The 25990-nt window shown below is 69.1% G+C and carries 24 protein-coding genes and 1 pseudogene; 14 read left to right on the top strand and 11 right to left on the bottom strand.

What is annotated here, in order from left to right; all coding sequences use genetic code 11:
- Window positions 1-41 precede the first annotated feature (41 nt).
- Both OO52_RS09805 and OO52_RS09800 read left to right on the top strand, forming a co-directional pair.
- Window positions 42-3950, top strand: coding sequence for an AAA domain-containing protein (locus OO52_RS09805; protein ID WP_158712484.1), 3909 nt, complete (start codon window positions 42-44; stop codon window positions 3948-3950).
- Window positions 3947-5608 (top strand): hypothetical protein, encoded by a 1662-nt coding sequence (locus tag OO52_RS09800; protein WP_030642809.1) that lies wholly within the window; start codon window positions 3947-3949, stop codon window positions 5606-5608. Before OO52_RS09805 ends, OO52_RS09800 begins: the two co-directional genes overlap by 4 nt.
- Before the next feature lie 298 nt (window positions 5609-5906).
- Here OO52_RS09800 and OO52_RS46005 read toward each other — a convergent pair whose 3' ends face one another.
- Window positions 5907-7328, bottom strand: coding sequence for a toll/interleukin-1 receptor domain-containing protein (locus OO52_RS46005; protein WP_051818299.1), 1422 nt, complete (start codon window positions 7326-7328; stop codon window positions 5907-5909).
- A 33-nt stretch (window positions 7329-7361) separates the two neighbouring features.
- Between OO52_RS46005 and OO52_RS09790 the strand changes: the two genes are divergently transcribed.
- A complete protein-coding gene (locus tag OO52_RS09790) occupies window positions 7362-7805 on the top strand; it encodes an HIT family protein (protein WP_030642813.1) in 444 nt (147 codons plus the stop codon).
- Here OO52_RS09790 and OO52_RS09785 read toward each other — a convergent pair.
- The 3 genes from OO52_RS09785 to OO52_RS52000 all read right to left on the bottom strand — a co-directional run bounded on the left by OO52_RS09785 (window position 7786) and on the right by OO52_RS52000 (window position 11138).
- Window positions 7786-8238, bottom strand: a complete 453-nt coding sequence (locus OO52_RS09785) for a hypothetical protein (RefSeq protein WP_234339448.1) — start codon at window positions 8236-8238, stop codon at window positions 7786-7788. The two genes, OO52_RS09790 and OO52_RS09785, sit on opposite strands and share 20 nt — an antisense overlap.
- A gap of 312 nt (window positions 8239-8550) precedes the next feature.
- Window positions 8551-9279: a peptidoglycan-binding domain-containing protein gene (locus tag OO52_RS09780; RefSeq protein WP_051818301.1), complete on the bottom strand. Its 729-nt coding sequence runs from the start codon at window positions 9277-9279 to the stop codon at window positions 8551-8553.
- A 152-nt stretch (window positions 9280-9431) separates the two neighbouring features.
- The gene (locus OO52_RS52000) at window positions 9432-11138 is read right to left on the bottom strand and encodes a GH25 family lysozyme (protein WP_078876768.1); all 1707 of its coding nucleotides are present in this window, start codon (window positions 11136-11138) and stop codon (window positions 9432-9434) included.
- 200 nt (window positions 11139-11338) lie between these two features.
- On the opposite strand from OO52_RS52000, the gene OO52_RS09765 reads away from it, so the two are divergent.
- The 5 genes from OO52_RS09765 (at window position 11339) to OO52_RS09745 (ending at window position 16627) form a co-directional block, all read left to right on the top strand.
- Window positions 11339-12310, top strand: coding sequence for a DUF2690 domain-containing protein (locus OO52_RS09765; protein ID WP_158712483.1), 972 nt, complete (start codon window positions 11339-11341; stop codon window positions 12308-12310).
- 432 nt (window positions 12311-12742) lie between these two features.
- Complete coding sequence (locus tag OO52_RS09760) at window positions 12743-13024, top strand: hypothetical protein (RefSeq protein WP_234339446.1); 282 nt, start codon at window positions 12743-12745, stop codon at window positions 13022-13024.
- Window positions 13025-13578: 554 nt separating this feature from the next.
- On the top strand, window positions 13579-14553 hold the full coding sequence (locus OO52_RS47030; protein WP_078876766.1) for an STAS domain-containing protein: 975 nt from the start codon (window positions 13579-13581) through the stop codon (window positions 14551-14553).
- Between the two features lie 230 nt (window positions 14554-14783).
- Window positions 14784-15296, top strand: a complete 513-nt coding sequence (locus tag OO52_RS09750; protein WP_234337973.1) for a DUF5994 family protein — start codon at window positions 14784-14786, stop codon at window positions 15294-15296.
- Window positions 15297-15433: 137 nt separating this feature from the next.
- Window positions 15434-16627 (top strand): PP2C family protein-serine/threonine phosphatase, encoded by a 1194-nt coding sequence (locus tag OO52_RS09745; protein ID WP_030642824.1) that lies wholly within the window; start codon window positions 15434-15436, stop codon window positions 16625-16627.
- 2 nt (window positions 16628-16629) lie between these two features.
- On the opposite strand, the pseudogene OO52_RS52570 reads toward OO52_RS09745, so the two are convergent.
- A pseudogene (locus tag OO52_RS52570) lies at window positions 16630-16880 on the bottom strand (DUF5994 family protein); the annotation flags it as partial.
- 120 nt (window positions 16881-17000) lie between these two features.
- On the opposite strand from OO52_RS52570, the gene OO52_RS09740 reads away from it, so the two are divergent.
- The gene (locus tag OO52_RS09740) at window positions 17001-17522 is read left to right on the top strand and encodes a hypothetical protein (RefSeq protein ID WP_030642826.1); all 522 of its coding nucleotides are present in this window, start codon (window positions 17001-17003) and stop codon (window positions 17520-17522) included.
- A 24-nt stretch (window positions 17523-17546) separates the two neighbouring features.
- On the opposite strand, the gene OO52_RS51445 is transcribed toward OO52_RS09740, so the two are convergent.
- Entirely contained in the window at window positions 17547-17714 is a 168-nt protein-coding gene (locus OO52_RS51445) for a hypothetical protein (RefSeq protein ID WP_167347901.1), read from the bottom strand.
- Window positions 17715-17725: 11 nt separating this feature from the next.
- Here OO52_RS51445 and OO52_RS09735 point away from each other — a divergent pair, with 11 nt between their 5' ends.
- The 3 genes from OO52_RS09735 (at window position 17726) to OO52_RS09725 (ending at window position 19567) form a co-directional block, all read left to right on the top strand.
- Complete coding sequence (locus OO52_RS09735; RefSeq protein WP_031029616.1) at window positions 17726-17941, top strand: hypothetical protein; 216 nt, start codon at window positions 17726-17728, stop codon at window positions 17939-17941.
- 128 nt (window positions 17942-18069) lie between these two features.
- Window positions 18070-18237, top strand: coding sequence for a hypothetical protein (locus OO52_RS51995; RefSeq protein ID WP_199819913.1), 168 nt, complete (start codon window positions 18070-18072; stop codon window positions 18235-18237).
- A 136-nt stretch (window positions 18238-18373) separates the two neighbouring features.
- A complete protein-coding gene (locus OO52_RS09725) occupies window positions 18374-19567 on the top strand; it encodes a PP2C family protein-serine/threonine phosphatase (protein ID WP_030642828.1) in 1194 nt (397 codons plus the stop codon).
- On the opposite strand, the gene OO52_RS09720 is transcribed toward OO52_RS09725, so the two are convergent.
- Complete coding sequence (locus tag OO52_RS09720; protein WP_030642829.1) at window positions 19545-20045, bottom strand: DUF5994 family protein; 501 nt, start codon at window positions 20043-20045, stop codon at window positions 19545-19547. The two genes, OO52_RS09725 and OO52_RS09720, sit on opposite strands and share 23 nt — an antisense overlap.
- A 177-nt stretch (window positions 20046-20222) precedes the next feature.
- Window positions 20223-21425, bottom strand: coding sequence for an MFS transporter (locus OO52_RS09715; protein WP_030642831.1), 1203 nt, complete (start codon window positions 21423-21425; stop codon window positions 20223-20225).
- 131 nt (window positions 21426-21556) lie between these two features.
- Here OO52_RS09715 and OO52_RS09710 point away from each other — a divergent pair, with 131 nt between their 5' ends.
- Both OO52_RS09710 and OO52_RS09705 read left to right on the top strand, forming a co-directional pair.
- Complete coding sequence (locus OO52_RS09710) at window positions 21557-22540, top strand: ArsR/SmtB family transcription factor (protein ID WP_030642833.1); 984 nt, start codon at window positions 21557-21559, stop codon at window positions 22538-22540.
- Window positions 22541-23034: 494 nt separating this feature from the next.
- Window positions 23035-23541 (top strand): glutathione peroxidase, encoded by a 507-nt coding sequence (locus OO52_RS09705; RefSeq protein WP_030642835.1) that lies wholly within the window; start codon window positions 23035-23037, stop codon window positions 23539-23541.
- A 131-nt stretch (window positions 23542-23672) separates the two neighbouring features.
- On the opposite strand, the gene OO52_RS09700 is transcribed toward OO52_RS09705, so the two are convergent.
- The 3 genes from OO52_RS09700 to OO52_RS09690 all read right to left on the bottom strand — a co-directional run bounded on the left by OO52_RS09700 (window position 23673) and on the right by OO52_RS09690 (window position 25876).
- A complete protein-coding gene (locus OO52_RS09700; RefSeq protein WP_030642837.1) occupies window positions 23673-23864 on the bottom strand; it encodes a DUF397 domain-containing protein in 192 nt (63 codons plus the stop codon).
- Window positions 23865-24052: 188 nt separating this feature from the next.
- Window positions 24053-24910 carry a helix-turn-helix domain-containing protein gene (locus tag OO52_RS09695; protein ID WP_030937034.1) on the bottom strand — a complete coding sequence of 286 codons (858 nt, stop codon included), beginning with the start codon at window positions 24908-24910 and terminating at the stop codon, window positions 24053-24055.
- A gap of 210 nt (window positions 24911-25120) precedes the next feature.
- Window positions 25121-25876, bottom strand: coding sequence for a GOLPH3/VPS74 family protein (locus OO52_RS09690; protein WP_030642839.1), 756 nt, complete (start codon window positions 25874-25876; stop codon window positions 25121-25123).
- Window positions 25877-25990 lie beyond the last annotated feature (114 nt).

Here is a 25990-nt window from a genome sequence, read left to right as displayed (position 1 = left end):
CGATACCAGGAAGCCCCGAACTGTGCGCGAAAATCAAGAGAATGGGTGCACCGATGCTCACACTTCAAGCGAATGAGGGCATCTGCTACCGCTTGCTGAGGCTACAGATGGTCGGCGCACCAGACGGCAGGCATCGCCAAGAGCAGCGCAAGCGCGCCAGGTCGATACCAACGCCGACAAGAGCGCATATTCGGAACCGACCGCAGTGGTCAGCAAGCGTGAGTACGATCACATTTCACCCGTGCGGCCGAGTCGGGCCGCCGCGGTGTCTACTCACCCGCTCTCCAGCTCGTGAAGGTGGATGCATGACAACTCCCACCGTCGGGACGTTGCTTCTGCGGAACAAGTACGAAATTACCGATGGTCCACATGCAGGTGATGGCGAATCTCAGGTCTGGGAGGCGTTCAGCGACGGATACACGTACCTGCTCAAGACATGGACGTACGAGGGCGAGCAACCGGACCGGGTGCAACGCGCCCTGTGGGACCAGGAACTGCGCACTCTGTACAAGGTCGCGAGCAGCCCGAGGTCGGACGACGCACTGGTCGTACTCAAGGACGCCGGCCTCGACCGGGACCACCGGTGCTTCGTCATGGTCCTGGAGGCGCCGGGCTACAAGCGGGTAGCCGACGCACTGCAGCACCGCGCCCGCTACCCGTGGCTCTCGAACCGCGGGACGGCCGCACGCGAACAACTGTGGAGCGGCTTACGGCGCGTCGCCACAGGGCTGAACCTGCTGCACGAGCGACAGGTCCTGCACCGGGGCGTGGACCTCGATTCCATCTTCTTCGACGAGGACCTCGGCGCCGAATCCCTTCGGCTCGGCGGCTTCGAATGGTCCGTCAAACTAGGCCGTCCGGTGGGGACCCAGCCTCCTGACGGCTGGCCGGTTCCGCCGGAGCGCACTGCGGGAGGCTTGACCGCCTGGCGGCAGGACGACGACTGGTTCGCCCTTGGCATCCTCTGCGCACGGCTGCTGCTCGACCTGGAACGCTTCACCACCAATGCCCCGCCCGAGCGTCATGCACGGGTACTCAAGGCCATCGACACCGCCAAGCACGAGCTGACCGAGGCCGAGCGCAAGCTGCTGCTGGACCTCGTCGCCGCAGATCCACTGGAGCGCCTGACCGCGCCGTACGACATCATCAGTCGTATCCAGGACATCACGCGGGCCCTGGCAAACCCCCTGCGCACCCAGCAGGAGGACGTGCAGTACGTCCTGGCCCTCGACCTGCGGCGGCTGGAGTTCATCGATCATCTGATGGAGAGCGGGCTGCGCGACCACTTGCGGCTCGACACCATGGGGACCTTTATCCCCGGGGATCCGGTCCACCGAAAGGAGGCATGCGAGTTCGTCCGCCAGGACCTGCAGAAGCCTCTTTTGTACGCCGTCCCAGGCAGGCCGTACTTCATCCTCGTCGGCGGCAGGCTCAGTCTGAAGATCACGACGCACCGGGGGAAGGACGGCACGTCCAGCTGGCAGGTCGCGGACTGCCGGTCCGCCCAGCCACTACTCTTCAGCGAGGGCGACGACAGCTTCCGCGAACTCCCGCCCGGCCGCGTGTTCGCCTATGCCAGGGACGAGGTGGCCCGCGACCGTACGATCGCGCAGAACGCCACGTCATGGGAGCCCGTGCTGCCGAAGATCGACCGCAGTGCGCAGATCTCACGCGAGCTCAGTCGCTTCCACGAGTTCGTCCGTGTGAGCAACCAGATCGAGCTGCTTCTCCTCGACTCACAAATCTTCCCGTACGAGGTCGTCCGCGGCCCGTGGCTGGAGGACGGGGTGGAGTGGGCCGTGGTCAAGGAGCGCGCGCGCCCGGAAGGACACGAAGTCTTCGAAGCGTTCCAAGTGGACTTGATCGACTTCTTGCAGAAGGAGGTTCGGGGCAGCGACCGGTCCAAGGTCATCCTGTCGGGAGCCCGCGACGGCGCCCGTTTGAAACTCCCGCCGCGGGATCCCCATTCCGACGACGACGGCAACGTGTGGCAGGTCGATGCCATGGACCAGGCGACAGAGTTCGTCACACTCAGCCGCCCCGGCTTGAGCAAGGGTCGAGTAAAACTGGAGACGGAGGGATTCCTTCGCAGCGCCGGCATGCCCGGCCAGATCAGCCTGTTCCGGCGTCGTAAGAAGGCCATCGACGCCCTCGACCAGCACGGATATCTCCTGCGGTCGCTGGCCACTCCGAGCCACGTCCGCATGGACACGGGCGCTTCCGAGCTTCCCGTCGAGCTCCCCCACGAACGGGTCGACGAGCCCAAACGGGCCAGCATCGAGGACATCCTCCGGGTGCGGCCCATCTACACGCTGCAAGGGCCGCCCGGTACAGGCAAGACCACCCTCGTCGCCTGGCTGCTGCGTGAGATCCTCGCAGAGGATCCCGTCGTCCAGGTACTGGTCACGGCCCAGGCCCACGGAGCCGTCGACGTGCTCAGGTCGAAGGTGGGTGAGGCGTTCCAGGACGTACCCGAAGCCGACAGGCCGCTGCAGATCCGGCTGCGGGGATCCCACAAAGCCGGAACCGCACTGCCGGAGGACGGTGTCGAGGGCGTGGCCAGGCAAGTGCTCCAACGCAGCATCTCCCAGCTCAGCGCCATGAGTTCCCCCAGCGAGGTTCAGCTCGCCTGGCTGGAGGACGCGAAGGCCATGGTCGGTGAGATCAACATGATGCAGGAGCAGGGGGATCTCGGCCGCCGCTCGTCGGACTTCGTCGAACTGGTCAAACGCGGCGCGAACCTCACGTACTGCACCACCAGTGCCGGCGACCTGGTCGCCCTCGCAGCAGGCCAAGCGTTCGACTGGTCGATCGTCGAGGAAGCGGGCAAGGCGCACGCGTTCGACCTCGCGCTGCCACTGCAGGCAGGTCACCGCTGGTTGCTGATCGGCGACCACAAGCAACTGGATCCCTACCGGTACGAGGACTACCAGCAGGGAATCGAGAAGCTGAACCCGGTGGCGCAGACCCTCAGCCGCCTCAAAATGAGGGCGTCCGGCCTGCTCGACCAGGAATGGCTCGACTCGTGGGAACGGCGCAGCCAGACAGACCGGGATGAGTTCCGCGAGTACGCCAAGGAGTGGCTGAGGACCTTCCACCGCCTGTACGAGTACTGCGCCGTGGCCACGGGTTCCGACCGTCTCGTCACGGACACCGAAGCAAAGGGAGCGTCCGCGGGGCAGTTGATCGGCCAGCACCGCATGCACCCGGACATCGGCCGGCTCATCTCCGAGGCGTACTACCAGGGGCGACTGGTGAACCGCACCCTGGACAAGAAGGACGAACCGGTGGAGCGCGTGCGCCACGGCTTCCACACCCCGCACGGCATCCGTGACCGGGCCGTGGTCTGGCTCGACGTACCGTGGTGCCGCAACGACGCCGCCACCCGCGAGGTCGGCCCGAACAGCGGCCAGTCGCCGTATACCAATCCAGCAGAGGCGCGCGCGCTCGCCAACTTCCTCCGGGCCCTGGGACCGGATAGCGGGTGCCAGGGCAAGCTCGCGGTGCTGGCCCCGTACTCCCGGCAGGTGAGCCTGCTCAGCCAGCAGTTGCGGGGCACGCCCCTACCTGCCGGACTACAGGTCCAGCTCGGTCTCAAAGCCGAAGCGATCGACGGCAACCGGTTCCCCGCCCACACCGTCGACTCCTTCCAGGGCAACCAGGCGGACGTCGTCGCCATCAGCCTGGTCCGCAACAACGAGGAGGAAATCGGCCGCGGCCTGGGGTTCCTCGACGACCCGGGCCGGATGAACGTGCTCCTCTCGCGGGCGGAGCGCCTGTTGATCCTCGTCGGGTCCTGGGACTTCTTCCTCCACCAGGTGCAGGCAGTGCCTCTTGCGGATGAGTCCCAGCCCCTGTGGTCCTTCAAGAAGATCGTCACCCTGCTCGACGAATGGTTCCTGGACGGCAGGGCTGTGCGTATCCCGGCTGACCTCAGGGAGAACTCGTGATCGTCCTCGTACCTGTGAGCATGTTCAGCGTCAACTTCAGCGTGGCCCGGGGCCGCCCGTACAGCCGTCTGGAGCGGCGGGTCCTGGAGGAGATCGCCGCGCAGGCTGGTGTCGCCCCCCACCAGGGCGCAACCCTGACCTCGCTGTGCGACACCTTCCGGGTCCACGAACGACTGATGGTCGAAGCCGTAGTGACTCTGGTCGGTGCTGGCTGGGTCGCCGTCACCAGCGGCAGGGAAGCCACTTTCGTACTTACCGACGAAGGGCAACAGGCGTGCTCGTCGGGAAAGGACCCGGCATCGGTCGTCGTGGCTCCAGCCCCGCCCTGCACGGTCATCTTCGATCGCACTGCAGGCCAACTGGCCAGGCGTGGTGAAGTTCCGACCGTCTCGAAGCAGGAGGCGCGGCCGGACCTCAACCCGTCCACTCCCCTGCGCATCCTGCGCAACGCGCTGGATGAGTCCCAGATCCAGAAGCTGCTGCCGCGCGCCAGCGGCGAATGGGTGCGCAGCATCGGACGGCCCAGGCTCGTGACATTCAGCCGCTACCTCGCTGTGCGCGTCGACCTCGCCGACCGGGCCATTACAGGGCTTCCCCGGAGCTGGCACCAGGCGCTGTCGGCCGAGATCCTGGCCGTGGCACAGACCAGGCAGGAGGAGCTGGAGGCCGCCCCGAACCTCCAGCCGGCGCCGCAGACCGCCAGTAAGGAATCACCCCTGGTGCCGGCTCCGCCGCCCGCCACCGGCCAGGCGCACCGCCCGACACCGCTGAGCATCGCGGGGCAGAGGTCCCCGGCCTCCGCGGTCGGGGCCCCAGCGCTCCCCCAGACAGACACCTCTTTCCCCTGGCTGGACGAAGCCGATCCTCTCGGGAACGGCGGTGACGATTTCACGGAACAATCGATCAAAGCAGCCTTGTTCTCGGAGGTGTCCGGCGAGGAGTCTCACCAACTCCTGATCACCGAGGCACTGGCCACAGCGGCGAACCACGTCCTGATCGCCTCGCCCACGGTGAATGTCGAGAGCCTGTCAAAGCTCGGCGACGCCATCCAGGCCGCAGTGTCGCGCGGGGTACGCGTGGATGTCCTCTACGGCGACACGGACGAGGGAACCACCCCGCAGGACGTCGTCGACCTACTGAACCGCATCGGCTACCACGCTGCGCAACGTCTGGGCCGGGATCTCGTGAGACCAGCCAAGGAGCCGACGGGTAGCGGTGCTGGCCTCCTGATCTTCGATGGGAAGGACGGTGCCCTCGAAGCAGTCATCGGTGACTACGCGTGGGCCGGGTCGCCGGGCTCAAAGCAGGCACGCTCGGTCCACGTGGGCGGAACCGAGTTCATGACCCAGGTCGCCCGGGCAGCCGCAGGTCTGTGGATGTGGAGCGGTGATCCGGATTCTGCCGACCGCTGGCGGCGCGTGGCGGACCGCTGCCAGGACAACACCGCCGTCTCCGCGGCTCGGGGAGACCGCTTGAAGGATCAGGATCAGGTTCTCGCCGAGCTGATCGTGGACGACGAACACGCCCAGGTCCTGCAGGGCCCCGAAGACAGCGCCCTGCGAATTGGTGGCGCATGTCGGCACGAGAATGGGTCTGCAGTGGGCATCCGCGGCATCTCGGCGGTGATCCGCCGCCCAGAAACCTTGGCCACGCCGTAAGAGTGTTCTCCCGCCGCCGCCATCACGGCGGCGGCGCGGGGGCCTCCTGGCGCAGGTGCTCCGAAAGTCTCGCCGTCCTGGTCGGCTGCTACATCGACGCTCCCTAACCCCGCGCCGTCCGCTATAGCGAGCGGCATGTCCTTGGCTCGGTGCAGCCAGCGATCTCAGCCCAGTCCTCCACCTGGGTCACCCTCTCCTTCTGGCCCTCGATGAAGATCAGGGTCAAAGGAAGATCGCGTTTTGGGCTACCGTGCATTCGCTGATCAGCAGCCAGTTTTCACCCGTCGCCGAGAGGGACTCAGTGGTCACGTCCGGCGGAAGGCTGGGTCAGCTTGGTACGGACAGGGGAGCTCAGCTCTTCGACCGTCGTCGCCAGTGCGGCCCTACGCGGCTCGATCTCCGCCTGCAACTCCCGGCGTAGCCAGAGCTGATGTCGGTAGAGCGTCTCCATGGTGGCCAAGGCGACGAGCGGGCTCGCCAGCGCCGCGGCCACCCGAGGGAGGGTCACCGCGCCGACTGGCCAGGCGAGGGTCAGCACGGTGTTCGCCGTGATCCACACCATGTACGTGCCGAAGGGCCCGGGCATGTCCTCGGTCAGCCAGCGCAGCCGGGATCGCTCTGTCTTCTCCCTCAGCCTGTCCAGCGCCTTCTCGATCTCCATGAGCTCCACATTCGCCTTGTCGCGCTGCTCTCGCGTGAGCGGGTTCGTCCACCCGGCGGCCCGTTCCTCCAGCCGGGCCAACGTCCGGCGCAGCAGTCGGCGGGGCACCCGCCGAGGCAGGCGGGCCGGCCACTGGTTCCAGCGTTCCCGCTCCCTCGCGTCAGCCTGGACGATGTGCATCGCCATCCGGAACAGGGCGAAGGCGAAGACCACGGCGAACAACACGACCCCGGGCTCGACTTCTCCGGTCCACAGGTTGGAGGCGACGGCTAGCACAAGGAGGAAGAAAACGATCAGAGGGCCGGATGTCAGGAGGAGGCGCGTCCGCTCCGAGACGCCGTGCAGCCAGTACTCGAAGCGGTTGAAGGCACCCCGCAGGGGGACGCACAGGGTAAGGACCAGGAGCAGACCGAAGGACATCGCCCCGATCGACACCAGGGCGGGCCAGGGCTTGCTGCGAGCGTCGCCTGCGGCAACCCAAGCCAAGCCGGTGACCACTACTGCGGCCAGGGCCGTCCCGACCGCCAGCCAACGCCCGCTGACCGGGCTCCGATCCGGCTCCGAAGGCGGATAGGGCTCCCACGAGCGGGCGACGTGGGATTCGAGCTTGACGATCAGCGCTTCCTGCCTGGGAACCCATTGCTCGCTATCCAAGGGGCTCAGGAAGAAGGCGTTCTTGAGGGCGAACTCGCGTAGTGCGTCCGGCAGTTCATCGGCGGTTGGCGGTCTCGCTCCCGCCAGCACCAACGGGATGACGGTCTTGTCGGTCCGCAGCGCTGTTTCGATCTCCATCCGGACCCAGTCGTCCTCGCGGGACAGCCTGCGAACACCGTCCCCGTCCCGCTCGGCCGCCCAGCCCTCATGGATCACTGCCAGCAGGACATCGGCGTCGGCCAAGCCCTTGCGCAGCTCGTCCGGGTACCGTCCCCCGGGAGGGATCGAGTCTTGGTCGAGAAACACCTGCTCGGCACCGAAGTGCTCGGCGAGCCGGTCGCGCACCGCGAGGATGGCATTCTCGTGCTGCTCAACTCTGCGGTAGTTGATGAAGATCCCACCCATGGCACGGTCTTATCAGAGGAGGCAGCGCGACACGTGAGGAACGATGACAGACCACCCGATGGGAACTGCGCCTTCTGCGGCATCGTCGCAGATCCTTCCCGTGCGCGTGTCGTCTACGAGGACGACCACACGGTCGCCTTCTTTCCGCTGGCCCCGGCCACCCGGGGGCACACCCTCGTCGTGCCCAGGACCCATGCCGCGGATCTCTGGGAGATGGCCGACGCGGAAGTGCAGCACCTGATGCGCACCGTACTGGCGGTCGGCAGAGCGCTACGCGTGGTTCTCGAACCCGCCGGCATGAATGTCATCCACTCGGCGGGACAGGTCGCTTCGCAGACCGTGTTCCACGCGCATGTGCATTTGGTGCCACGTCTGCCGGGGGACGCCATGGGCGAGATCTGGCCCCCACGAGAGCCGCCCCGGAACGAGACCGATCTGGACGAACTCGCCCAGCGGATCAGATCCAGAGTGCGATGAGCACAAGATCGGCTGCCACCAGAGCCCCGTAGAACAGGACGAGGGTCTGAGACAGGACCGCGCCGCGCAGCGGGGTGTCCGCGAGATACGGGCTCACGTTCATGGACAGGACCTCGACCGTGGTGCCCGGTCGGCGCACGGCGTCGTAGAGCCGCCGGAAAAGTCGCTCTTGCCGCAGGAAGTACCCATCAAGGAACCAGAAGCCGAGCAACGGCACCACGCCGGTGCCCGCCACCTGCCAGCTCTTCTGGTTGACCGAGAGCGCGAGGAAACCGGCGGCCAGGGTGAGCGCCCAGCCCTTGATGAGGAATGAGTTGTTGCCGAGGCGGGTGATGACCGCTTGAATGAACTCCAGGTGCTTCAGCCGGTCGGCGTCCACCGGCGTCCAGCCCCCTGGGGCACCTGCGCCAGGCTCTCCGTTCAGCGCGGCCACTCGTCAAGTCCCCCATCTTGATGATCTGTTCGTCGATGATATCGACGGAGTTGAAAGGCGCGCCAGACGCAGTGAAGGAGCTGCGCGAATCGCGGAGAGGGCAGGCCGGACAGTCGATGTCCATTTCCAGCTGGGCCCGGGTGAATGCTGGTGTTCATGGGGCCGGCGGTCGACTATGGCTGCTTCATCGTTGCTGGATCGTCCGCTCCAGGCCGAAGCGCCTCGTCAAGCTCGGAGTCCTCGACGAACCCGAAGCCAGCCAGGCCGACGCTCTGCCGTCCTGTCGACGGCCGTCCCTCTCGGCAGCGGTGATCACGCCAAGTTGACGAGGGCCGACCAGGTGTCCGGGCCCACGATGCCGTCGGCGGCGAGATGACGATCGGTCTGGAAGGCGGTCACGGCCTGGGTGGTCTCCTGGCCAAAGACTCCGTCGGCTGTCACGGGATGGCCGTGCGCGGTGAGCAGACGCTGGACGGCCATCACAGCAGGACCTCGGTCACCGGCGCGAACGTTGACAATCAGGGCGTGCCACGTGTCCGGGCCGACGATGCCGTCGTCGGCGAGGGAGCGGTCTCGCTGATAGGAGGTCACTTGTGCAGTCGTCGCGGGGCCGAAGACCGCGTCAGCGTCGGTACGGTGCCCGTGGGCTGCCAGCAGGAGCTGAATGGCGACGACAGTCTCGCCCTCGGCGCCGGACCTGACGAGGGGCCACGCACGGGGCCCGGTTCCGGGCTGGCGTGCCTCCGTCCCGGCCAGTGCGGGAGGTGGGGTCTGTGTCGGGACTGCTCCGGTGTCGGCGCCGGCCTCGCCGCGGGCTTCCATGTCCTCGGCCTCGCTGCCGGTGCCCACGTCTTCACCGGGCGGAAGGCATTCGGTCATCGCGCAGCCATCGAGGGTCGGCGCGGCAGCCGACGGCGGTGTGTTGTCGGTACGTCCCTGGGCATTCTGGTAGGCCGACGCGGCCAGAGTGATGGCGGCGACAACAGTGACGCCTATCGCCAGCGGACGGCGACGGAGCCAGCCGAGCAGCTGCCGGATCACTCTGGCAGGTCGGCGCGAGGGGGCGGCACGGTGCGAAGCCCGTGTAGCGGTCAAGGTCTTCTCCAAGGAGGACTGGGACTTGTGAAGGATCTGGAGCCGTCGGCGGGGGCGGGCGCCGACCGCGCCCGCCCCCGCTCAGCGGTGTGACTGGGTTACTTCCAGGCGCAGTGGACGTGCGTCTTGTGGCCGGCGGACGGCGGACCGATGACCTCGGTGGCACCGAGCTGCGAGCAGGCCGCCATCAGTGCCCGGTGCGGCGCGCCGCTGCCGACGTGCCGACCGTTGATCTCGTTCACGTCGAAGCTGAGGCCGCGGTAGTGCCGGGAGTTCTTGCTGTGCACGCCGCCGACGAACTCGGTGATGTGCAGCCGGTAGCCGTACTTGTCGTGCAGGGTGAGCAGGGCTCGGAGCATCCGGGCATCCAGCTGTACGCGCTTGGCCCCGACGTGGCTCTGGGGGCTGGTGAGGGCGCCGCGGCCGGCGGCCATGTCGACGATGTTGGCGTAGGCGGTGGAGCCGCGGTGCCGGGTCTCCGAGTGCTCACGGGCGAACTTGATCCCCGGTGCCTTGAGGACCTGCTTCGCCAGAGCGACGGCGCTACCCGCCGGAACGTCCGTTCCGCTGCCGTCCCGGTCGGCGAGCAGGGCGCTCCAGGTGCGCGGGCCGGCGATGCCGTCGGCCTGGAGCCCCTTGGCGCTCTGGAAGGAGCGGACAGCGGCCGTCGTGGCGGGGCCGAATACCCCGTCCGTGTCGATCCGCGCGCCGGAGGCGTTCAGCTGGTGCTGCAGGGCCTTGACAGCGGCGCCGCGGCTGCCCTCCTTCACCGTGACGAGCAGCGCACCCCAGGTGCGAGGGCCGATGATGCCGTCCGCCTGAAGCCTCTTGGCGGACTGGAAGGACCGTACTGCGGCCGTCGTGGTCGGGCCGAAGACACCGTCCGCGTCGATGCCTGCGCCGACCGCCTTCAGGAGTTCCTGCGCGGTGACGACGTCGGTGCCGCGGCTCTGCGTCTTGAGTACCGGCGCCCCGGTGACCGGTGGTGTGGTCGGCTGCTGGGGGGCGGGTGTGGTGCTGCCACCCCCGCTACTCAGGTGGGCGAGCTGTCGCAACTCGGCTAGGGATCCTCGGAAGACGTTCAGGTCCACCCTGTTCGTCGACGAGATGCCGGGCACGGTTCCGGTCTCCGTGTACTGCCAGATCTTCCAGCTCTGCCCAGCACGCGGCACGGCGGCGGGCTCGTTCGAGCCGCTCTTGTAGCGCGGCTGCCACAGGACGTGGCCGGCGAACATCGACCCGTCGCCGTTCATGCAGGCGTCGACGAACGGCTTGTTGGTGTAGATGATCGGCTTGACGCCCATCTGCGTGTTGATCACGTTGAGGAACGCTCTGATGCCAGCGGTGCTGAAGTTGGCCGGGCAGTTCCCGCTCTTGTTCAGCTCCAGGTCGAGCACGGGCGGCAGCTCACCTGCACGCTTGCCGGTGTAACCGGCGGCCTTCACGGCGTTGACGAAGTTGCGGGCCTGGTCGGCGCCCGGGGTGCGGCCGTAGAAGTGGTACGCGCCGTGCATCAGCCCGGCCTGCTTGGCGCCTTGGAGGTCGCGGCTGAACCAAGGGTCGCTCCAGTCGGCGCCCTCCGTCGCTTTGGCGAACATGAACGCCTGTCCGGAGGAGCGGACCTTGTTCCAGTCGATCGCCCCACCCCCGCTGTGGTTGTGGTGACTGGTGTCCACACCCTTGACGCTGAAGCTGGCGGGGGAGGCCGCGTCTGCTGGCAGGACGGTCATGCCGGCAAAGAGCATCCCTCCGCTCGCGAGCACCGCGCCTGCCCAGCTGGCGGTCTTCTTGGTCGTCTTCTTCACTGCTCGGTCCTCTCGGTCCCGCCCGTGCCGCGCACCTGTGGAAGCCGGGGCGCGACACCGGGGCTGTGGTGAGCCCTGTCGCTCGTTCGAGAGAGGAAGATGACCATCCCGCCGTGCCAGCGCTAGAGTCTGGGTGACAACGGGTCAGATTAGGATGTACAAGCCGCTGACCAGCACGTTTCAATGCCACCGGGGGCGCTGTGGGACAGTTCGGGACGGGCGGAGGACACGATGAAACAGCACGGGACGGCTCTGCCGAAGCGCCAGAACCCACACCGGAACTCGATGAGCTGCTGAACCTGATCCGCCGGTACATGGCGGAACTTGGCTGGTCCTACAACGTGATGGGGCGCAAGACCAGCACGTCGTCCAGCACCTGGAACCGCTGGTGCACCCAGATGAGACTGCCCCGGCGGGAGGCGCTCATCAGCTTCGCCGACGCGGCACCCCGCGTGGTCAACCGGAAGAAGCTCCTCGGCCTGTGGGACGCCGCGTGGACGGTCCAGGAAGCACGGCAAGCGCAGGCCACGGCCTCTGAACCGGCTGAGGAGCAACGCCACGAGCCGTCCACTGACCGAACCGAACAGGCCGAGCCAGCTCCGACCACCGCAACGGCACACGCAGCGCCCGCACCGGACGGCCGTCGCCGCATGTCACGGGGAACCCTGCTGTCCGTCTCCGGCCTCGTTGTCGCCACCATCGCGGGCGGCGCTTTCTTACTCTGGGCCCTCAACGCCAACGCGAACGACCCCTCCGGCACAGAGGGCGCACCACCTGCTTCCTCCGTCTCGCCCACCGCGCCGCCGCCGTCTCCCACGGCCAGCTGCCACGGCACCGCATGCACCTCGCTGGAACCGGCCCAGTCGATCTGTTCCAAGGACGCCGTCACGGCGTACACCGGCAACAAGTACGGCGCAGTGATCGAGCTCCGCTACAGCGCCCAATGCGGTGCCGCCTGGGCCAAGATGAGCAAAACCTCGACCGGTGACCGCGTGATCATCACACCCGACCAAGGTCATGCCGAGGAGTACCGCCAGCAGTACGGGCGCGACGCACACACCCGCATGGTGGCAGTTGACAACCCCGAGGACGCCCGCGCCTGCGCGATCATCCAGGACCGCGGCACCGTCTGCGCCACCGAACCGGCTGTCCCTCCTCCATCACCAACGTGACAGCCCGGCCGTAGTTTCTGGAACGTACAGATCGGGTCAGGATGTGCCGCTCTCACGGACCGGTGAACTGCGCCCCAGCCCAACCCGCCCTGGCCACGCGTGAGCGATGCGTGAGCGGACTGCCCAGCACGGGGCGTCATGAGCAGGACCGGGTAGGCAACCGCCCGACGCCGACCAGGGGAAAGAGCATCCCCTGGCAGCACCGAGCACCCCACGGCAAGGATCCAATCCCACTCCTAAAGCGGGTGTCGCAGGTTCGAATCCTGCCGGGGGCACAGAGAAACACCTGGTCAGAGGCCCTCCCGTCCGACGGACGGGAGGGCCTTCGCACTCGCAGCACACACATGGCACACCCGAGCTGCGGGCGGAGGTGGGGAGCTGTGCGATATCCCCGCGAAGGACGAGCTGGCCCGGCGTCGGTAGGAGAAGCTGGTGGAGCGGCTTGAGTCGCTGATGCAGGGCGCTTTGAAGCCGGAGTACCAGGGCTACTACGGGCAGCTGGCCCTCGGCGCGGACGATCTTGCGGCAATGGGCGAGCTGAAAGACGTCCGACGTGCTGCCCGGGAGGCGGGACGACGTCTCGGCTGGAAGGCGACCACTCACCTCGTCGGCGGAAGGCTCTTCATCCTCAACGAGCGACGCAAACGCGGTCTCCGGCTCGTGGACAAGCTGCAGCTCCGCCACCGCTCGGCCAGGCCAGGAACCCGGGCGTAGGACGTTTCGCTCGGATGGGCTCGGGGACACGGCGAGCGGAGGTCGCGGCGCGTGCGGGTTCGGAAGTGAGCTGGCATTCAATTCGTCCGCCTGCGCTGCCGTCCGGCTTCGATCGCGGGCGGCAGTGTTGCGCTGTGTGCAAGGAGACGGCGCGGTGGCCAGTGCCGTGTCCGGAGCGGCGCATCCGGTGGCACTTGATCGCTGTGGACCATTGGCGTGCAGCGGTGCCTGGAGTGGTGCTCGGGCATGAACCCCCGGCAGAGCCGGCGAGGTGGTGCCCCGCCCCTACCCCGCCGGCCCTCGGCATCTGAGGTGCACACGTACAGCGCAGCCACTTCCCGTTGCGGCCGACGTACGGTTGAAGTACCGAGGGCACCACGCACTCCGGCCGCTCCGCCGGGTCGTCCTCGGCGAGAGACGAACCCCGGGCCGCCCCTGTGGTCGGCGCGGAGACGGGTCGGCATCATGGCCGCCGCGGTCGAAGCAACTCCGCGCAAACTGGGGGCCGCGGTGAGCACCCGTACAGGTCCGCAACCCGGCCGAGGGGAGGCGTGATGGTCCTTTCCCGGCTGGACATCCATCGGCGGAACCGAGGAGAGCAGACGCTGGTCACGCTTGCCGGCGACATCGGGCCGGCCACGACGCCGCTGCTGCGGGCCGCAGTGGAGCAATGTCTGCTGGACGGTGTCACCGTGATCGACATCGACCTGACCACGGTCGGCTCCTGTGACGCCAGGGGCTTGGACGTCCTCCTGTCGGCATCACGGCGGGCTGGCCGGGTCCACGCTCGCCTGCGGCTGCACCATCCGTGCGCGCAGATCACCCGGCTCCTCGATGCCACCGGATCCGCTTCGCTGCTCCTTACGGCCCCCGTGAGTCCCGTCCCGCCCGCCGCATCCGGTGGCCTCATGAGTACCGCGACGCGGGCGCCCGAGGACCCCGCTCGTCGGCCGGGGCAGCCGGTCCTCAGGGACGGGATCCGCCTTCGCCGGCTGACCCGCTGGCAGGCCGAGGACATGCGCGAGGACATCGCGGACCTGGCTGCGGAGTCCGTCGCGGGCACGGCCGGCGAGGCGAACCACGACCGCGGAGACTTCCTGCACCGTTTGGCGGTCACTGCCCACCGCCCCGGCTTCGCCCTGCTGGTCGCCGAGACGACGGTGCTGGTCGGTTGCGCCTTCGGTTTTCCGGTGGGCCCTGACGGCTCCGCCCGCCGGGGGTTCGACGGAACGCTCCAGGAGATCATCCAGCGGCTCACCTCCCGCGCACGGTTCGTCGTCCTCACCCAGGTCGTGGCCCATCCGCACGCTCAGCACCGCGAGATCGCCCGCCGCCTGCAACAGCGTCTGCTCACAGACCTGCACTCCTCCCTCGGTGTCACCCTGCTGCATCCTGCCGACCGGGCAGGACGGGCCGCCTTCTCGTTCTGGGGCTGGCAGAAGCTGGGTGAGGTCGTCGGGCTGCCCGGCCCCGTCGCCCCCTGCGTGTTGACGCTGTCCGTAGAGGGGGAGCCCTTGGCACGCCGATGATCTGGCAGAGCAGCGATGAGCCGACGGTCGTACCGGCCGGGGCGGTCACGCCTGCCGTCGTCCGCCGTACGGACGTGTCCCGACGCGACGGTTGCACGCCACTCCGCTTGCCACGGCCGGGAGTAGCCTGACAGGTACCGAGAACTTTCGTGCGCACGACCACGGCGGCGCCGTTCCCGGCGAGTGACAGACACGGGCAGCCGAAAGCCGCCCGGAATGGGATTCGCATGATGAACGCCATCACGAAGCCCGCCGAAGGTACGGCGCCAGGCGACGGACACTCCTACCGGATGCCCTTGCCCCGGCTGCGCCTCACGCCCGACGTCAGCCATGGCCCGCTGGACGGCGCATGGTGGCCGCGCTGCGACGCACTGGAACTGGAGCTGCCCGCGCTGGTCGGCTCCTTGGATCCGAGCATCGGCACGGTCACCCGCGTGACCGTGGAGACCGCCGCCTGGCCCGACGCCCCGCAGCAGGTGATGGCGCCCGGCCATGTGATCGAGGTGGTTTTGACCGACCTCGCCGCCGAGGCGCATGCCATCACCGTGGACTGCGGCACCGTGGGCCGCTGGGAGCTGCTGGTGATCCCCCCGGACGAGCCGGCCGGTGCGGCCACCCGGTTGCTGACCGCTGCCGCCGACCCCGGGAACACACTGCCGGCTCCGCGCCTACTGGCACTCGCCGAGAGCGGCCTCGACGGACAGGACACATGGGAGTCAGAAGGAGGGTTCGGCCTCAGGTGAGGGCCCGATCCGGACGGGCCCGGGTGACGGGGCCAGCGCCCCGGGGCGTCCACGACCCCTCGATGGAGCGATGACACTGCCAGACCCTGCGCCCCGGCCCGCCGCTCCGATCGGCTCTGATGATGACGGGTGAGGGGATGACGGCCGTACAGCGCGCGGACCGCTCCGAGAGCTTCGGGGAAGCTCTGCTGGGAGAGATCCTCGATCGGGCGCATGAACTACCGCCCCATCTCATCGGACCCTTGGTCGCCGACGTGGTGGAGCGGCTAGGGGGCCGCCGACCGCAGGTGCTGCTGCAGGACTACGGCCAACTGCTGCTCGTACCCCTGCCCGGCGACGGCCTCACGAACGGCGAACCGCAGGTGATCGACGAGTCCGAGGCGGGCCGCTGCTTTCTCGACGCTCACCCCGTCGAGGTGTCCGAGGACGATGGCGTGCGCATCTTCCTGCCGCTACTGGACGGCGGCGACCAGGTCGGGGTCATGGCAGTGACGCTGGACAGCGTCGATGACGACGACCGCCGCATACTGCACAGGATCGCCGGTCTCGTGGCCGACCTGCTCGTGACCAAGCACGGCTACTCCGACCTCTTCTTCGGTGTCCGACGCAGGGAACCGATAAGCGTCGCCGCCGAGATCCAGTGGGCTCTGCTGCCACCACTGGCGATGATCATGCCTCGGGTCGCAGTGGCCGGCATCCTGGAACCCGCCTATGACGTCGCGGGTGACAGCTTCGACTACGCACTCAACGGAGACGTCCTCCACGTGGCCATGATCGACGCGATGGGGCACGGACTGGATGCGGCCACGATGGCGACCGTGGCCATCGGCGCCTACCGCCACGCCCGCCGCGCCAGCACCGGGCTGCCGGAGATCTACGCCTTCATGGACCGCGCTGTGGCGGACCAGTTCGGCCCCGAGCACTTCGTCACCGCGCAGATGCTGCAGCTGGACACCACGACGGGACGTCTCCAGTGGGTCAACGCCGGGCACCCGTCACCGATGCTCGTCCGTGATCACCGCGTCACACTGCGGCTGACCGGTCCGACGACCCTCCCTGTCGGCCTCGGGGGTCCGGAGCCGCTGACGAGCGAGATGAAGCTGGAGCCGGGGGACCGCCTCTTGTGCTTCACCGACGGGCTGATCGAGGAGCACGATGCCGGGAAGGAGGAGTTCGGGGAGGAGCAGATGATCGACTGGGTGAACCAGTTGGAGAGAACCGGCCGCGGAATCCGGGCGGTGGCACGCTCCCTGTCCCACACCCTCAAGCAGGCGCGGGGCGGACACACCACGGATGACGCGACGCTGCTCCTCGTGGAGTGGCGCGGCTGACCTCACTGCGGCACCTGCGCGCTCGCGGTGTCGATGAGCATCTGATTCGCCTGGGTGACGTTGCCGGCCCGGACGGCCTGGGCCATCGCAGCGTGGGCGGCCTCGGGTGCTGTGTCCGGCGGAACCAGTCGATGTGTACCACCCGGTCGTCGACGACGATCCGCGTCGGGAGCCCTACCCGGGCCGTGGTGTCCAGCCCGACGCGCGTGACGGGGCCGAGATGACCGGTGAGGGCGCTCAGCAGCGCGGGCAGTGTTCCAGGTTCGAATCCCGCCGGGGTCTCTGTGTCCGATCAGGGCGTCCACCTCCCCGGGTGGTCGTGCTGATCCACTGCGGCAGTGCAGAGAACAAGGGGCCTGACCACACTGGAAGCATGGAAGGTCGGCCTCCCGCGCAGGATCCGCTCATATCGCACGCCGGCACTGCGGAGCCGCGCGATTACGCGGGAGCCGTGTACGGTTCGCTGCTCGCGGCCTCGGTGGTGGTCGGGGCCGGCTCGCTCGGTTCCTTTCCCCGGCTCGAACTCGCCCTCCTGCTGTTGAGCACCGGGGTGGTGTTCTGGGCGGCGCATGTGCTCGCCCGGCTGTTCGGGGCGAGGATCATGTACGTGCCCCTGGGCGTGAACGAGATCCGGCGAGTGTGCGTGGCCGAGTGGCCCATCGTCGAGGCGGCCGTCCCACCGGCCGCGGCCGTCGCCGTCACCCCCCTGCTGGGCATCGGCCCGAGAGGGGCGGCTTGGCTGGCCCTGGCCGTGGCGCTGGCCGGTCATGTCGGCTGGTCCACGGTCGCTGCCGTGCGCGCGGGGGCCACAGGCCGCGCGGTGGTGACCGCCGCAGCGGTCAACCTGGTGCTCGGCCTGCTCATCGTGGTCCTCAAGGTCGCCCTGACGCACTGACGTCGTCGCCACCCGATGCGTGGATCAACAGCGCTGGTCGCCGCGGTTGCCGGTGATCGCCTCCACCCCGCTCAGCAGGCACACCCAGCCGTCGGGTGCCAGGCTGGAGGTGAGTTCCGGCCTGGGAACGCGGCAGGAGCCGACATGGAGATCAGACCGCAGGCAGTCGTCCTCCCCAAGGAGACCGGTCATCCGGAACATGGGTGGTACGGCCCCGTCTTTCCCGGAACCCGCGCTGGAGGAGGATCCGTCTCTTCTTCGACACCGACTTCGACAAGTACACGGAGGACGCCGTCGCCCTGTTCGGCAGGACGGGTGCGAACACCGCGTTCGAGAAGCTCGAAGGTTTTCCCGAGGAGATCAAGAAGGCTCTGCGGATCAAGAGCGCCCTTTCGGAGATGCTCGACCAGACGCGATGAGACGAGACCGCCTCCCGGCCCGACGCCCCGTCGACGATCATCGCGCCCGGCCACGTGGGGTCCGAACAGACCTCGCCGCCGATGCGCACGCCACCACCCCGGACTGCGGAACGGTGGGACGCTGAGAGTTGCTGGTGATTCCGCCCGACGAGCCGGCCGGAGTGGCCGCCCGGCTGCTGACGGCCGCCGCCGACCCGGAGAACCCGGTGCCGGCGCCGCGCATGCCGGCACTCGCCGAGGAAGACCTCACCGAAGAAGCCACGAGAGAGGCGGAAGGAGGAAACGGACTCGGGTGAGGGCCCGACACCTGTCGGGCCATGTGACCGGCCGGCCGGCCGGTCGTCGACACCCCCGGTGGAGCGACGGCACGGACGATCTCCTGGTCGCCTCACCCATCGCAACCGATACGCCCGGATCATGGCGGGAGAGCGGATGACGCCCGAACGGCCTGCGGACCGCTCCGAGAGCTTCGGGGAAGCGTTGCTGGGAGCGATTCTCGATCGCGCGCACGAGCTTCCCCCCCACCTCATCGCACCGCTGGTCGCCGACGTGCTGGAGCGGTTGGGGGGCCGCCGTCCGCAGGTGCTGTTGCAGGACTACGGCCAATTGCTGCTCGTACCCCTGCCCGGGGAGGGCCTCACGGACGGGGAACCGCAGATGATCGACGGCTCCGAGGCGGGCCGCTGCTTTCTCGAGGCCGTCCCCACCGAGCTGTCTGAGAACGACGGAATACGGATCCATTTGCCGCTGCTCGACGGCGGCGATCAAGTGGGCGTCATGGCAGTGACGCTGGACGGCATCGATGACGACGACCGCCGCCTGTTGCTGAGAATCTCCGGCCTGGTGGCCGACCTGTTGGTGACCAAGCACGGCTACTCCGACCTGTTCTTCGGTGTCCGGCGCCGCCAACCGATGAGCGTCGCCGCGGAGATCCAGTGGTCCCTGCTGCCACCACTGGCGATGATCATGCCTCGTGTCGCGGTCGCCGGCATCCTGGAACCCGCCTATGACGTCGCGGGTGACAGCTTCGACTACGCCCTCAACGACGACGTCCTCCACGTGGTCATGATCGATGCGATGGGTCACGGACTGGACGCGGCCACGATGGCCACCGTGGCCATCGGCGCCTACCGCCACGCCCGCCGCCTCGGCATCGGCCTGTCCGCGATCTACGACTTCATGGACTGCGCCGTGGCGAAGCAGTTCGGCCCTGAACACTTCGTCACGGCGCAGATCATGCAGCTGGACACCACGACCGGACGGGTCCAGTGGGTCAATGCCGGTCATCCGCCGCCGATCCTCGTCCGCGACCACCGGGTCGCACAGCGTCTGGTCGCCCCGACGACCCTCCCGGTCGGCCTGGGGGGCCAGAAGCCGCCGGTCAGCGAGCTGAGGCTGGAGCGCGGGGACCGGGTCCTCTGCTTCACCGACGGACTGGTCGAGGAGCACGAGAGGGGCGGGGAGGAGTTCGGGGAGGACCAGCTGATCGACTGTGTGAACCAGTTGGAGAAGTCCGGCCACGGGATCCGGGCGGTGACGCGCTCGCTGTCTCACACGCTCAAGCGGCGGCGGGGCGGGCGCACCACGGATGACGCGACGCTGCTCATGATGGAGTGGCGTGGCTGACCGAGGAGTCCCTCCCGCTCCCGGTGTCGATGAGGATCTGTTCCGCTCGGCTGATGTTGTCTGCTCGTACCGCTTGCGCCATCGCGGCGCGGGCGGCCTCCGGTGCCGCGTTCGGCGGGACCACCAGCAGCGAGAAGATGTCCTGGTCGCCCCGGGTGATCAGGACCGTGTCGTCGCCGACCGGGAAGGAGTCGATGTGCACCACCCGGTCGTCCACGACGATCCGCGTCGGGAGACCTTCCCAGGCCGCGGTGTCCAGCCCCACGCGGGTCACGGGTCCGAGGTGTCCGATCAGAGCGCTCAGCAGCGCGGGCAGCTCAGCCCCGATATCGCGCGAGCGCGGCCACCACGCACCGTCGAGGACGCCTTCGCGCGACTGTGTGGTCTCCAGCCGCAGCAGGGCGCACCCCGGCCGTACGGCCTCATGGACACCGCTGGGCAGCCGCCGCGATACAGGAGGTGAAGGGGAGTCGGCCATGAGGACCACCCGTCTTCGGAGAGCCGGGGCGAAAACGGGACTCGCCTCGCACCTGCCACGTTACTCCTGGTGCCCCGCCCGCCGACGTTTCGGAAGACGCCCCTCCCGGCGAGCCCCGGCCAGAACGGATCCAGCATGCCGGACCCGCCGTCCCTCCCCGTCGGCCGCGCCTCGATGTCAGGACCGAGACCGTTCCCGCACGGGCGCGGCGGAGGGGCGCGGCGGGGCTTGTCCGGCAGCCGTGGACAGCGCCAGCGTCGTGATGAGCGAGGCCGCCGCCATCGCGGTCATCGCCGTTGCGGGTGAGGTGAGCTGGGCCACCGCGCCGGCCAGCGCCGCGCTCACGCCCTGGAAGGTCAGCATGCCGGCCGAGTGCAGTCCCAGCGCCTGGCCGGCCAGGGTGTCGGGGGTCAGGCTCATCAGCCGCTCCTGCTGGACCAGGCCCGCGCCGAAACCGGCGGAGGCCACGGTCACGCAGACCACCGCCACCGGCACCGGCGGGTGCGCGAAGAACACCAGGTACGGCGTCGCCAGCAGCAACAGGAGCGGGGTGGCCAGCCGGCGCCGTACCGCGGGTCGCAGCAGACGGCCCACCGTCACGTCCCCGGCGAGCATGCCGAGCGCGGCACAGGCGAACAGGGTGCCGGCCGCGTGCGGGGCGTACGACACGTAGAGGGACTCGCAGCCGACCACCATGCCGTTGGGCAGCCACAGGCCCAGGTAGGTGAGGCGGCGCGGGCGGGACGACCACAGCCCGACGTTGGCGTGCCAGGTCGCCGACGGCGAGGGGCGGCCCGTGGCGCGGGGCGGACGGTCGGTCAGGCCGAGGCGCAGGACGAGCGCGGCCGTCAGGTACAGGGCAACGGCCAGCAGGAGACAGGCCCGCGGGGAGAGGGTGGCGAGCAGGGCACCGCCGGTCGCGAACCCGGCGACCTGCATGAGCCCGCTCATCATGTTGAACAGCGAACGCCCCGGCAGATAGCCGTCCTTGGCGAGGATCTCGTTCAGCAGGCCCCAGCGGACCCCGCCCCCGAGGGAGGCGACCAGACCCAGGACCAGGACGACGGCGAACAGGGCGCCGACCGGCAGACCGGGCAGCGCCTGCAGTGCCGTACCGACGGCGAAGGCCAGCGAGATGGCGGCGAGGGTGGTGCGCGGGGGCAGGCGGTCGGCGCCGGAGAGCAGGAAGGTCGCGCCGAGCACCTGGGCCAGCGAGGAGCCGAACATGCTCAGCGCCGACAGGAGGGGCGAGCCGGTCGACCGGTAGACGAGCGTGCCGAGGGCGAGGCCACCGACGGTCCCGGCGGCGTTCTGGGCGGCGGCGCCGAGAAAGAGCGGGGTGAACTCCGGGGTGCGGAACAGGGATCGGTAGCTGGGCATGTCCCGGAGTCTCGGACGGGCCGCAGCGGGCTCGTTATTGTTTCGCCGTCGTGCGAAAGGTCCGTGCGCGAAAGGTCCGTACCGAGAGGTCCGTACCGAGAGGTCCATACGCGGCGTACGAGGAGGCGCTCGTGGGGTGGTGGCAGCTCAACGCGGACACCCTGGCCCGGAGCCGGTTCGTCATCTCGCCGCTCGCCGAGACCTTCGCCGGGCTGAAGCTGCTGCACGCCGGGCAGGGGACGCATCCCGGTGAGCACTCCTGGCTGAGCACGCATCTGCCCGCCTACCGGGACAGGCTCGCGGCCGACCCGGTGACGGCCCGGCTGGTGCGGGCGGGGCTGGGGCGGGAGTGGATCGCCGACTTCCTCACGCCCACGCCCCGCGACGGCGAGAGCTTTGCGAACGGGATCGCCCGGGTCCGCGCCACCCGGCCGGCGGACGCCCGCGCGCACCTGCGGCTCTCCCTCGCCGGACCGCTGCCCGCCGAGCTGGACCGGGACGATCTGCCCGAGCGGGCGGCCGTACTGCTGGAGTGGGTGTGGGAGGAGACCGTACGACCGTCCTGGCAGCGGCGCCGGCGGGTGCTGGAGGCCGATGTGGTGGCGCGGACCGCGCAGGCGACCCGGGGCGGCTGGGCGAGCGTGCTGGACTCCCTCCGGCCGGGCGGCACGCGGTGGCTCGGGGACAACCGGTTCCAGATCAACCTGCACGAGTATCCGCCGCGCGAGATCTCCGGCGCGGAGCTGGTGTTCGTGCCGGTGACCGCGCAGCGCATGGGCTGGGTCGCCTGGGAGGACCATGCGCGGTACGCAGTGGTCTATCCCTGTGCCGGTGTCCTGGCCGGGGACGGGGGCCGGGTGGTGCCCGCCGGGCTGAGCGCGCTGCTCGGACCGGGCCGGGCCGCGGTGCTGGTGCTCCTCGGCTCCCCCATGAGCACCACCCAGCTGACCGCCGTGACCCGGCAGGGGCTGGGCTCGGTGGGCCGCCATCTGAAGGTGCTCCGGGAGGCGGGGCTGGTGACCCGGCGGCGGGCCGGGCGGTCGGTGCTGTACGTGCGGACGACGGCCGGTGACGTCCTGGTAGAGGCGGGGCAGGGAGGAGCCGAGGGCCGGTGACGTGGGGAGCCGGGAGCCGGGGGCCGGTGACATGGGGAGCCGGGGACCGGAGGTGAGGAGCCGGTGGCGTCTTGGGCGAGACGGGCAATCGGTGTCGTCTGGGCGAGGCCGAGCAAAGAGGCCCGTGACGTACGGGGCGGGGCCGGGCGAAGAGGCTGGGATGAGGCCCCCGGAGGTGGGCCAGGGTGCGGCCGCGGAGGAGGGCGGGGCAGGGCCGCGCAGGAGAGTCGGTGGTGTGGGCGAGGCGGGCAAAGGGGCCTGTGACGTACGAGGCGGGCCGGGCGAAGAGGCTGGGGCGAGGCCCCGGAGGTGGGCCAGGGTGCGGCCGCGGAGGAGGCCGGGGCGAGGCTCCCGGAGGTAAACCAGGGTGCGGCCCCGGAGGTGGGCCGTGGCGAGGCCGCTGAGGAGGCCGGGGCAGGGCCGCGCAGGGGAGGCGGGGGTGTCTGGGTGAGGCCGGGCAGGGGGGCGGGGGCCGGCGGGGCTAGCATCCGGGCATGACGACTACTGAGCACAGCGGCTCCCCGCTGGACGTCGAGATCGGGGCCCTCCAGGGCGGCTCCGCGGATCTGTCGCGGTTCGCGGGCAAGGCCGTCCTCATCGTGAACGTGGCCTCCAAGTGCGGCCTGACCCCGCAGTACACCGGGCTGGAGAAGCTCCAGGAGCGGTACGCCGAGCAGGGCTTCACCGTGCTGGGCGTGCCCTGCAACCAGTTCCTCGGGCAGGAGCCCGGCACCGCCGAGGAGATCGCGGAGTTCTGCTCGGCGACCTACGGCGTGACCTTCCCGCTGACGGAGAAGGTGGAGGTGAACGGGGCGGGCCGGCATCCGCTGTACGAGCGGCTCGTGGGGTTCGCCGACGCCGAGGGGCACAGCGGGGACATCCGCTGGAACTTCGAGAAGTTCCTCATCGGCCGTGACGGTCGGGTCGTCGCGCGGTTCTCGCCGCAGACCGAGCCGGAGTCGGCCGAGGTCGTCTCCGCGATCGAGGCCCAGCTGGGCTGAGCACGGCTCGGGCCTCGCGGTGGCCCGGAAGAAGGCGGTGAGCCCTCTCGGCAAGGACGGCGACTGGTCGAGAGGGCTCTCCTGGTGGTGCGTGTGCAGTTGTTGTACGGACCAGGGTCAGGGAGAACCCCTCACGCCTTGACCGAGGACACGAAGGCGTTCCACGCGTCGGCCGGGAAGGCCAGGATCGGGCCCTCGGGCGTCTTGGAGTCACGGACGGCGAGTTCGGCGGCGGTGGGCGACTTGACCTCGACGCAGGCGCCGTTGCCCGCGGAATAGGAGGACTTCATCCACGTCTCCGAAGCGCCCTGAATCAGTGCCATGTCCACTCCTGTTGCGAGTTGCGTAGTGCGGTTCACGCCAACCATGTCGACTGGTTGGCGTGATCGACGCTACCGGGCAACTGCTCGCCGCGGAGGAGCCGTTCACTCGACCGGATGGCATATTCCAGGTGAGCCTTCCACTGGAGTGGACCGGCGGTGTACGATCCCGCGCCTCGCGCGATCTCGCATCAGTCGGCGTACTCTTTCGCCACATCGGCGATGAATTTCCGGGACGCCTCCACATTGAGGGACTGCGCCCGCAGGTGCTCGTACATCACGGCGTACTTCTGCACGTCCTGCGCCTTCTCCAGGTACAGGTCGCTGGTCACGCCCTCCAGGTACACCACGCTGGAGTCGGCCGCGTCGGCGAACTCCAGGATCGCGTACTGGCCGTTGAGCCCCGGATGCGCGCCCACGTCGAAGGGCAGCACCTGCACGGTGACGTGCGGCAGCTGTGACATCTCGATCAGGTGCTCCAACTGCTCGCGCATCACCAGCCGGCTGCCCACGACCCGCTTCAGCGCCGCCTCGTCGAGCACCACCCACAGCCGGAGCGGGTTGGCCTGGGCGGTGATACGTTCCTGTCGGCGCATCCACACCTGGACACGCTTCTCGATCTCCGCGGTCGACGTCTCCGGCAACGCGCCCTGCACCAGCGCCTCGGCGTAGGCACGGGTCTGCAACAGCCCGGTCACGAGCTGGGGTTCGTACACCCGCAGCGACTCGGCGTCCGTCTCCAGCCCGATGTACACGCTGTACGGGATGTCGCCGAAGGTGTGCCACCAGCCCTGCTGTCTGGAATCCCGGGCCATCTCCATCAGCGAGTCGACGATCCGCTGGTCCTCGACCTCGTACACCCCGCACAGATCGCGCACGTCGCGCTGGCTGATGCTTCTCCGGCCGTTCTCCAGCCGGCTGATCTTCGACTGCGACACCAGCAGCCGCTCCGCCACCTCTTCGGCCGTCATGCCCTTGAGCTCACGGAGCCTGCGCAGCTCCTGGCCCAGCCGGCGCCGCCTGACGGTGGGATTGACATTGGACGCCACGGGACGTGCACCTCCGGCTGCCTGCCTGTTGCTTAACACTTTGCGTATCTGCTGTTGAGCAGACTGCCACCAAGGTGCTTTCTACCGCTGGGAAACCGTGGATATGCAGCCGGGGACGCGGTCGAGCGGGGCGGCGAGACCACAAGGATCTCACCGCCCCGCTCGGACCAGCGGCTCCCGAACCGGGTCTGTGGGGACCGGGGTTACGGCTCAGTGGGCCACGGCGCGCGCCATGGACCCGCGACGCGGCTGCATCGGAACCCCGCGTGCGGGTTCCGGCGCGGGCCTGGCGCCGGGCGCGGGCTGACGGCCGGCCGAGGCCGGGCCGCGGCGCGGCTGGGCGGCCGCACCGTTCTGAACGTCCATGACGGCGTGGGCGACGAGCCCGCCCATGGGGTCGTGCCGGATCAGATCCCGCAGCCGGGACCGGGACGACCGTCCCTCGTTCCCCGGATACAGATGCTTGCCGAGCCCGACGGCGTGCGCCAGGGCGGCGAGCGCCGCGGTCCGCGGGTCCGGCGGTACGCCGGTGCGGATCGCGGAGTCCAGCCGGGCACGGATCTCCCGGCTGATGTCGTTGTCCGTCGCCTGGTAGCGCGTCGTCGGCAACACCCCGCACATCTGACCCGGCACGGCGGCGACCATGCCGCACCGCTCCAGATGCGAGAGGTAGGTCTGGCGGAGCCCGAGTCGGGGCCCGCCGATCCAGTGGACGGCACGCACGGGAGCGCCACGCCTTCGCAGCAACTCCAACGCGCAGTCCAGAGTCGGATCTCCTGTCGGCCGTGGCACCACCACGGCGATACGATCCCCGTCTGGGGCTATCCGTCCGGCCAGCGCCAGCTCCACTAGCTGTGCACCGGCCAGACCGAGGTCGAGCGACTGCGGCTGTGCAGTGGTACCCGTGGTCGGGTCCAGTGCCAGCAACAGAAGCTCCTCCGGAAGTGTTCTGCGGCTCCTGCCCATCCATGCCTCCCCGCGTGGATGAATGACAGGGTGACCCCTCTCACATTGGTCTGTCGAGGGTGCGTGACCGGTTCGTGAGGGAACCGGTAGGTATGTCGTTCTCGTCTACCGCAG

Source organism: Streptomyces flaveolus (assembly GCF_000716535.1).
GTDB classification, from domain to species: domain Bacteria; phylum Actinomycetota; class Actinomycetes; order Streptomycetales; family Streptomycetaceae; genus Streptomyces; species Streptomyces flaveolus_A.
Note: the sequence above shows the minus strand (reverse complement) of the source record. Positions and strands in the feature narration are given on the sequence as shown.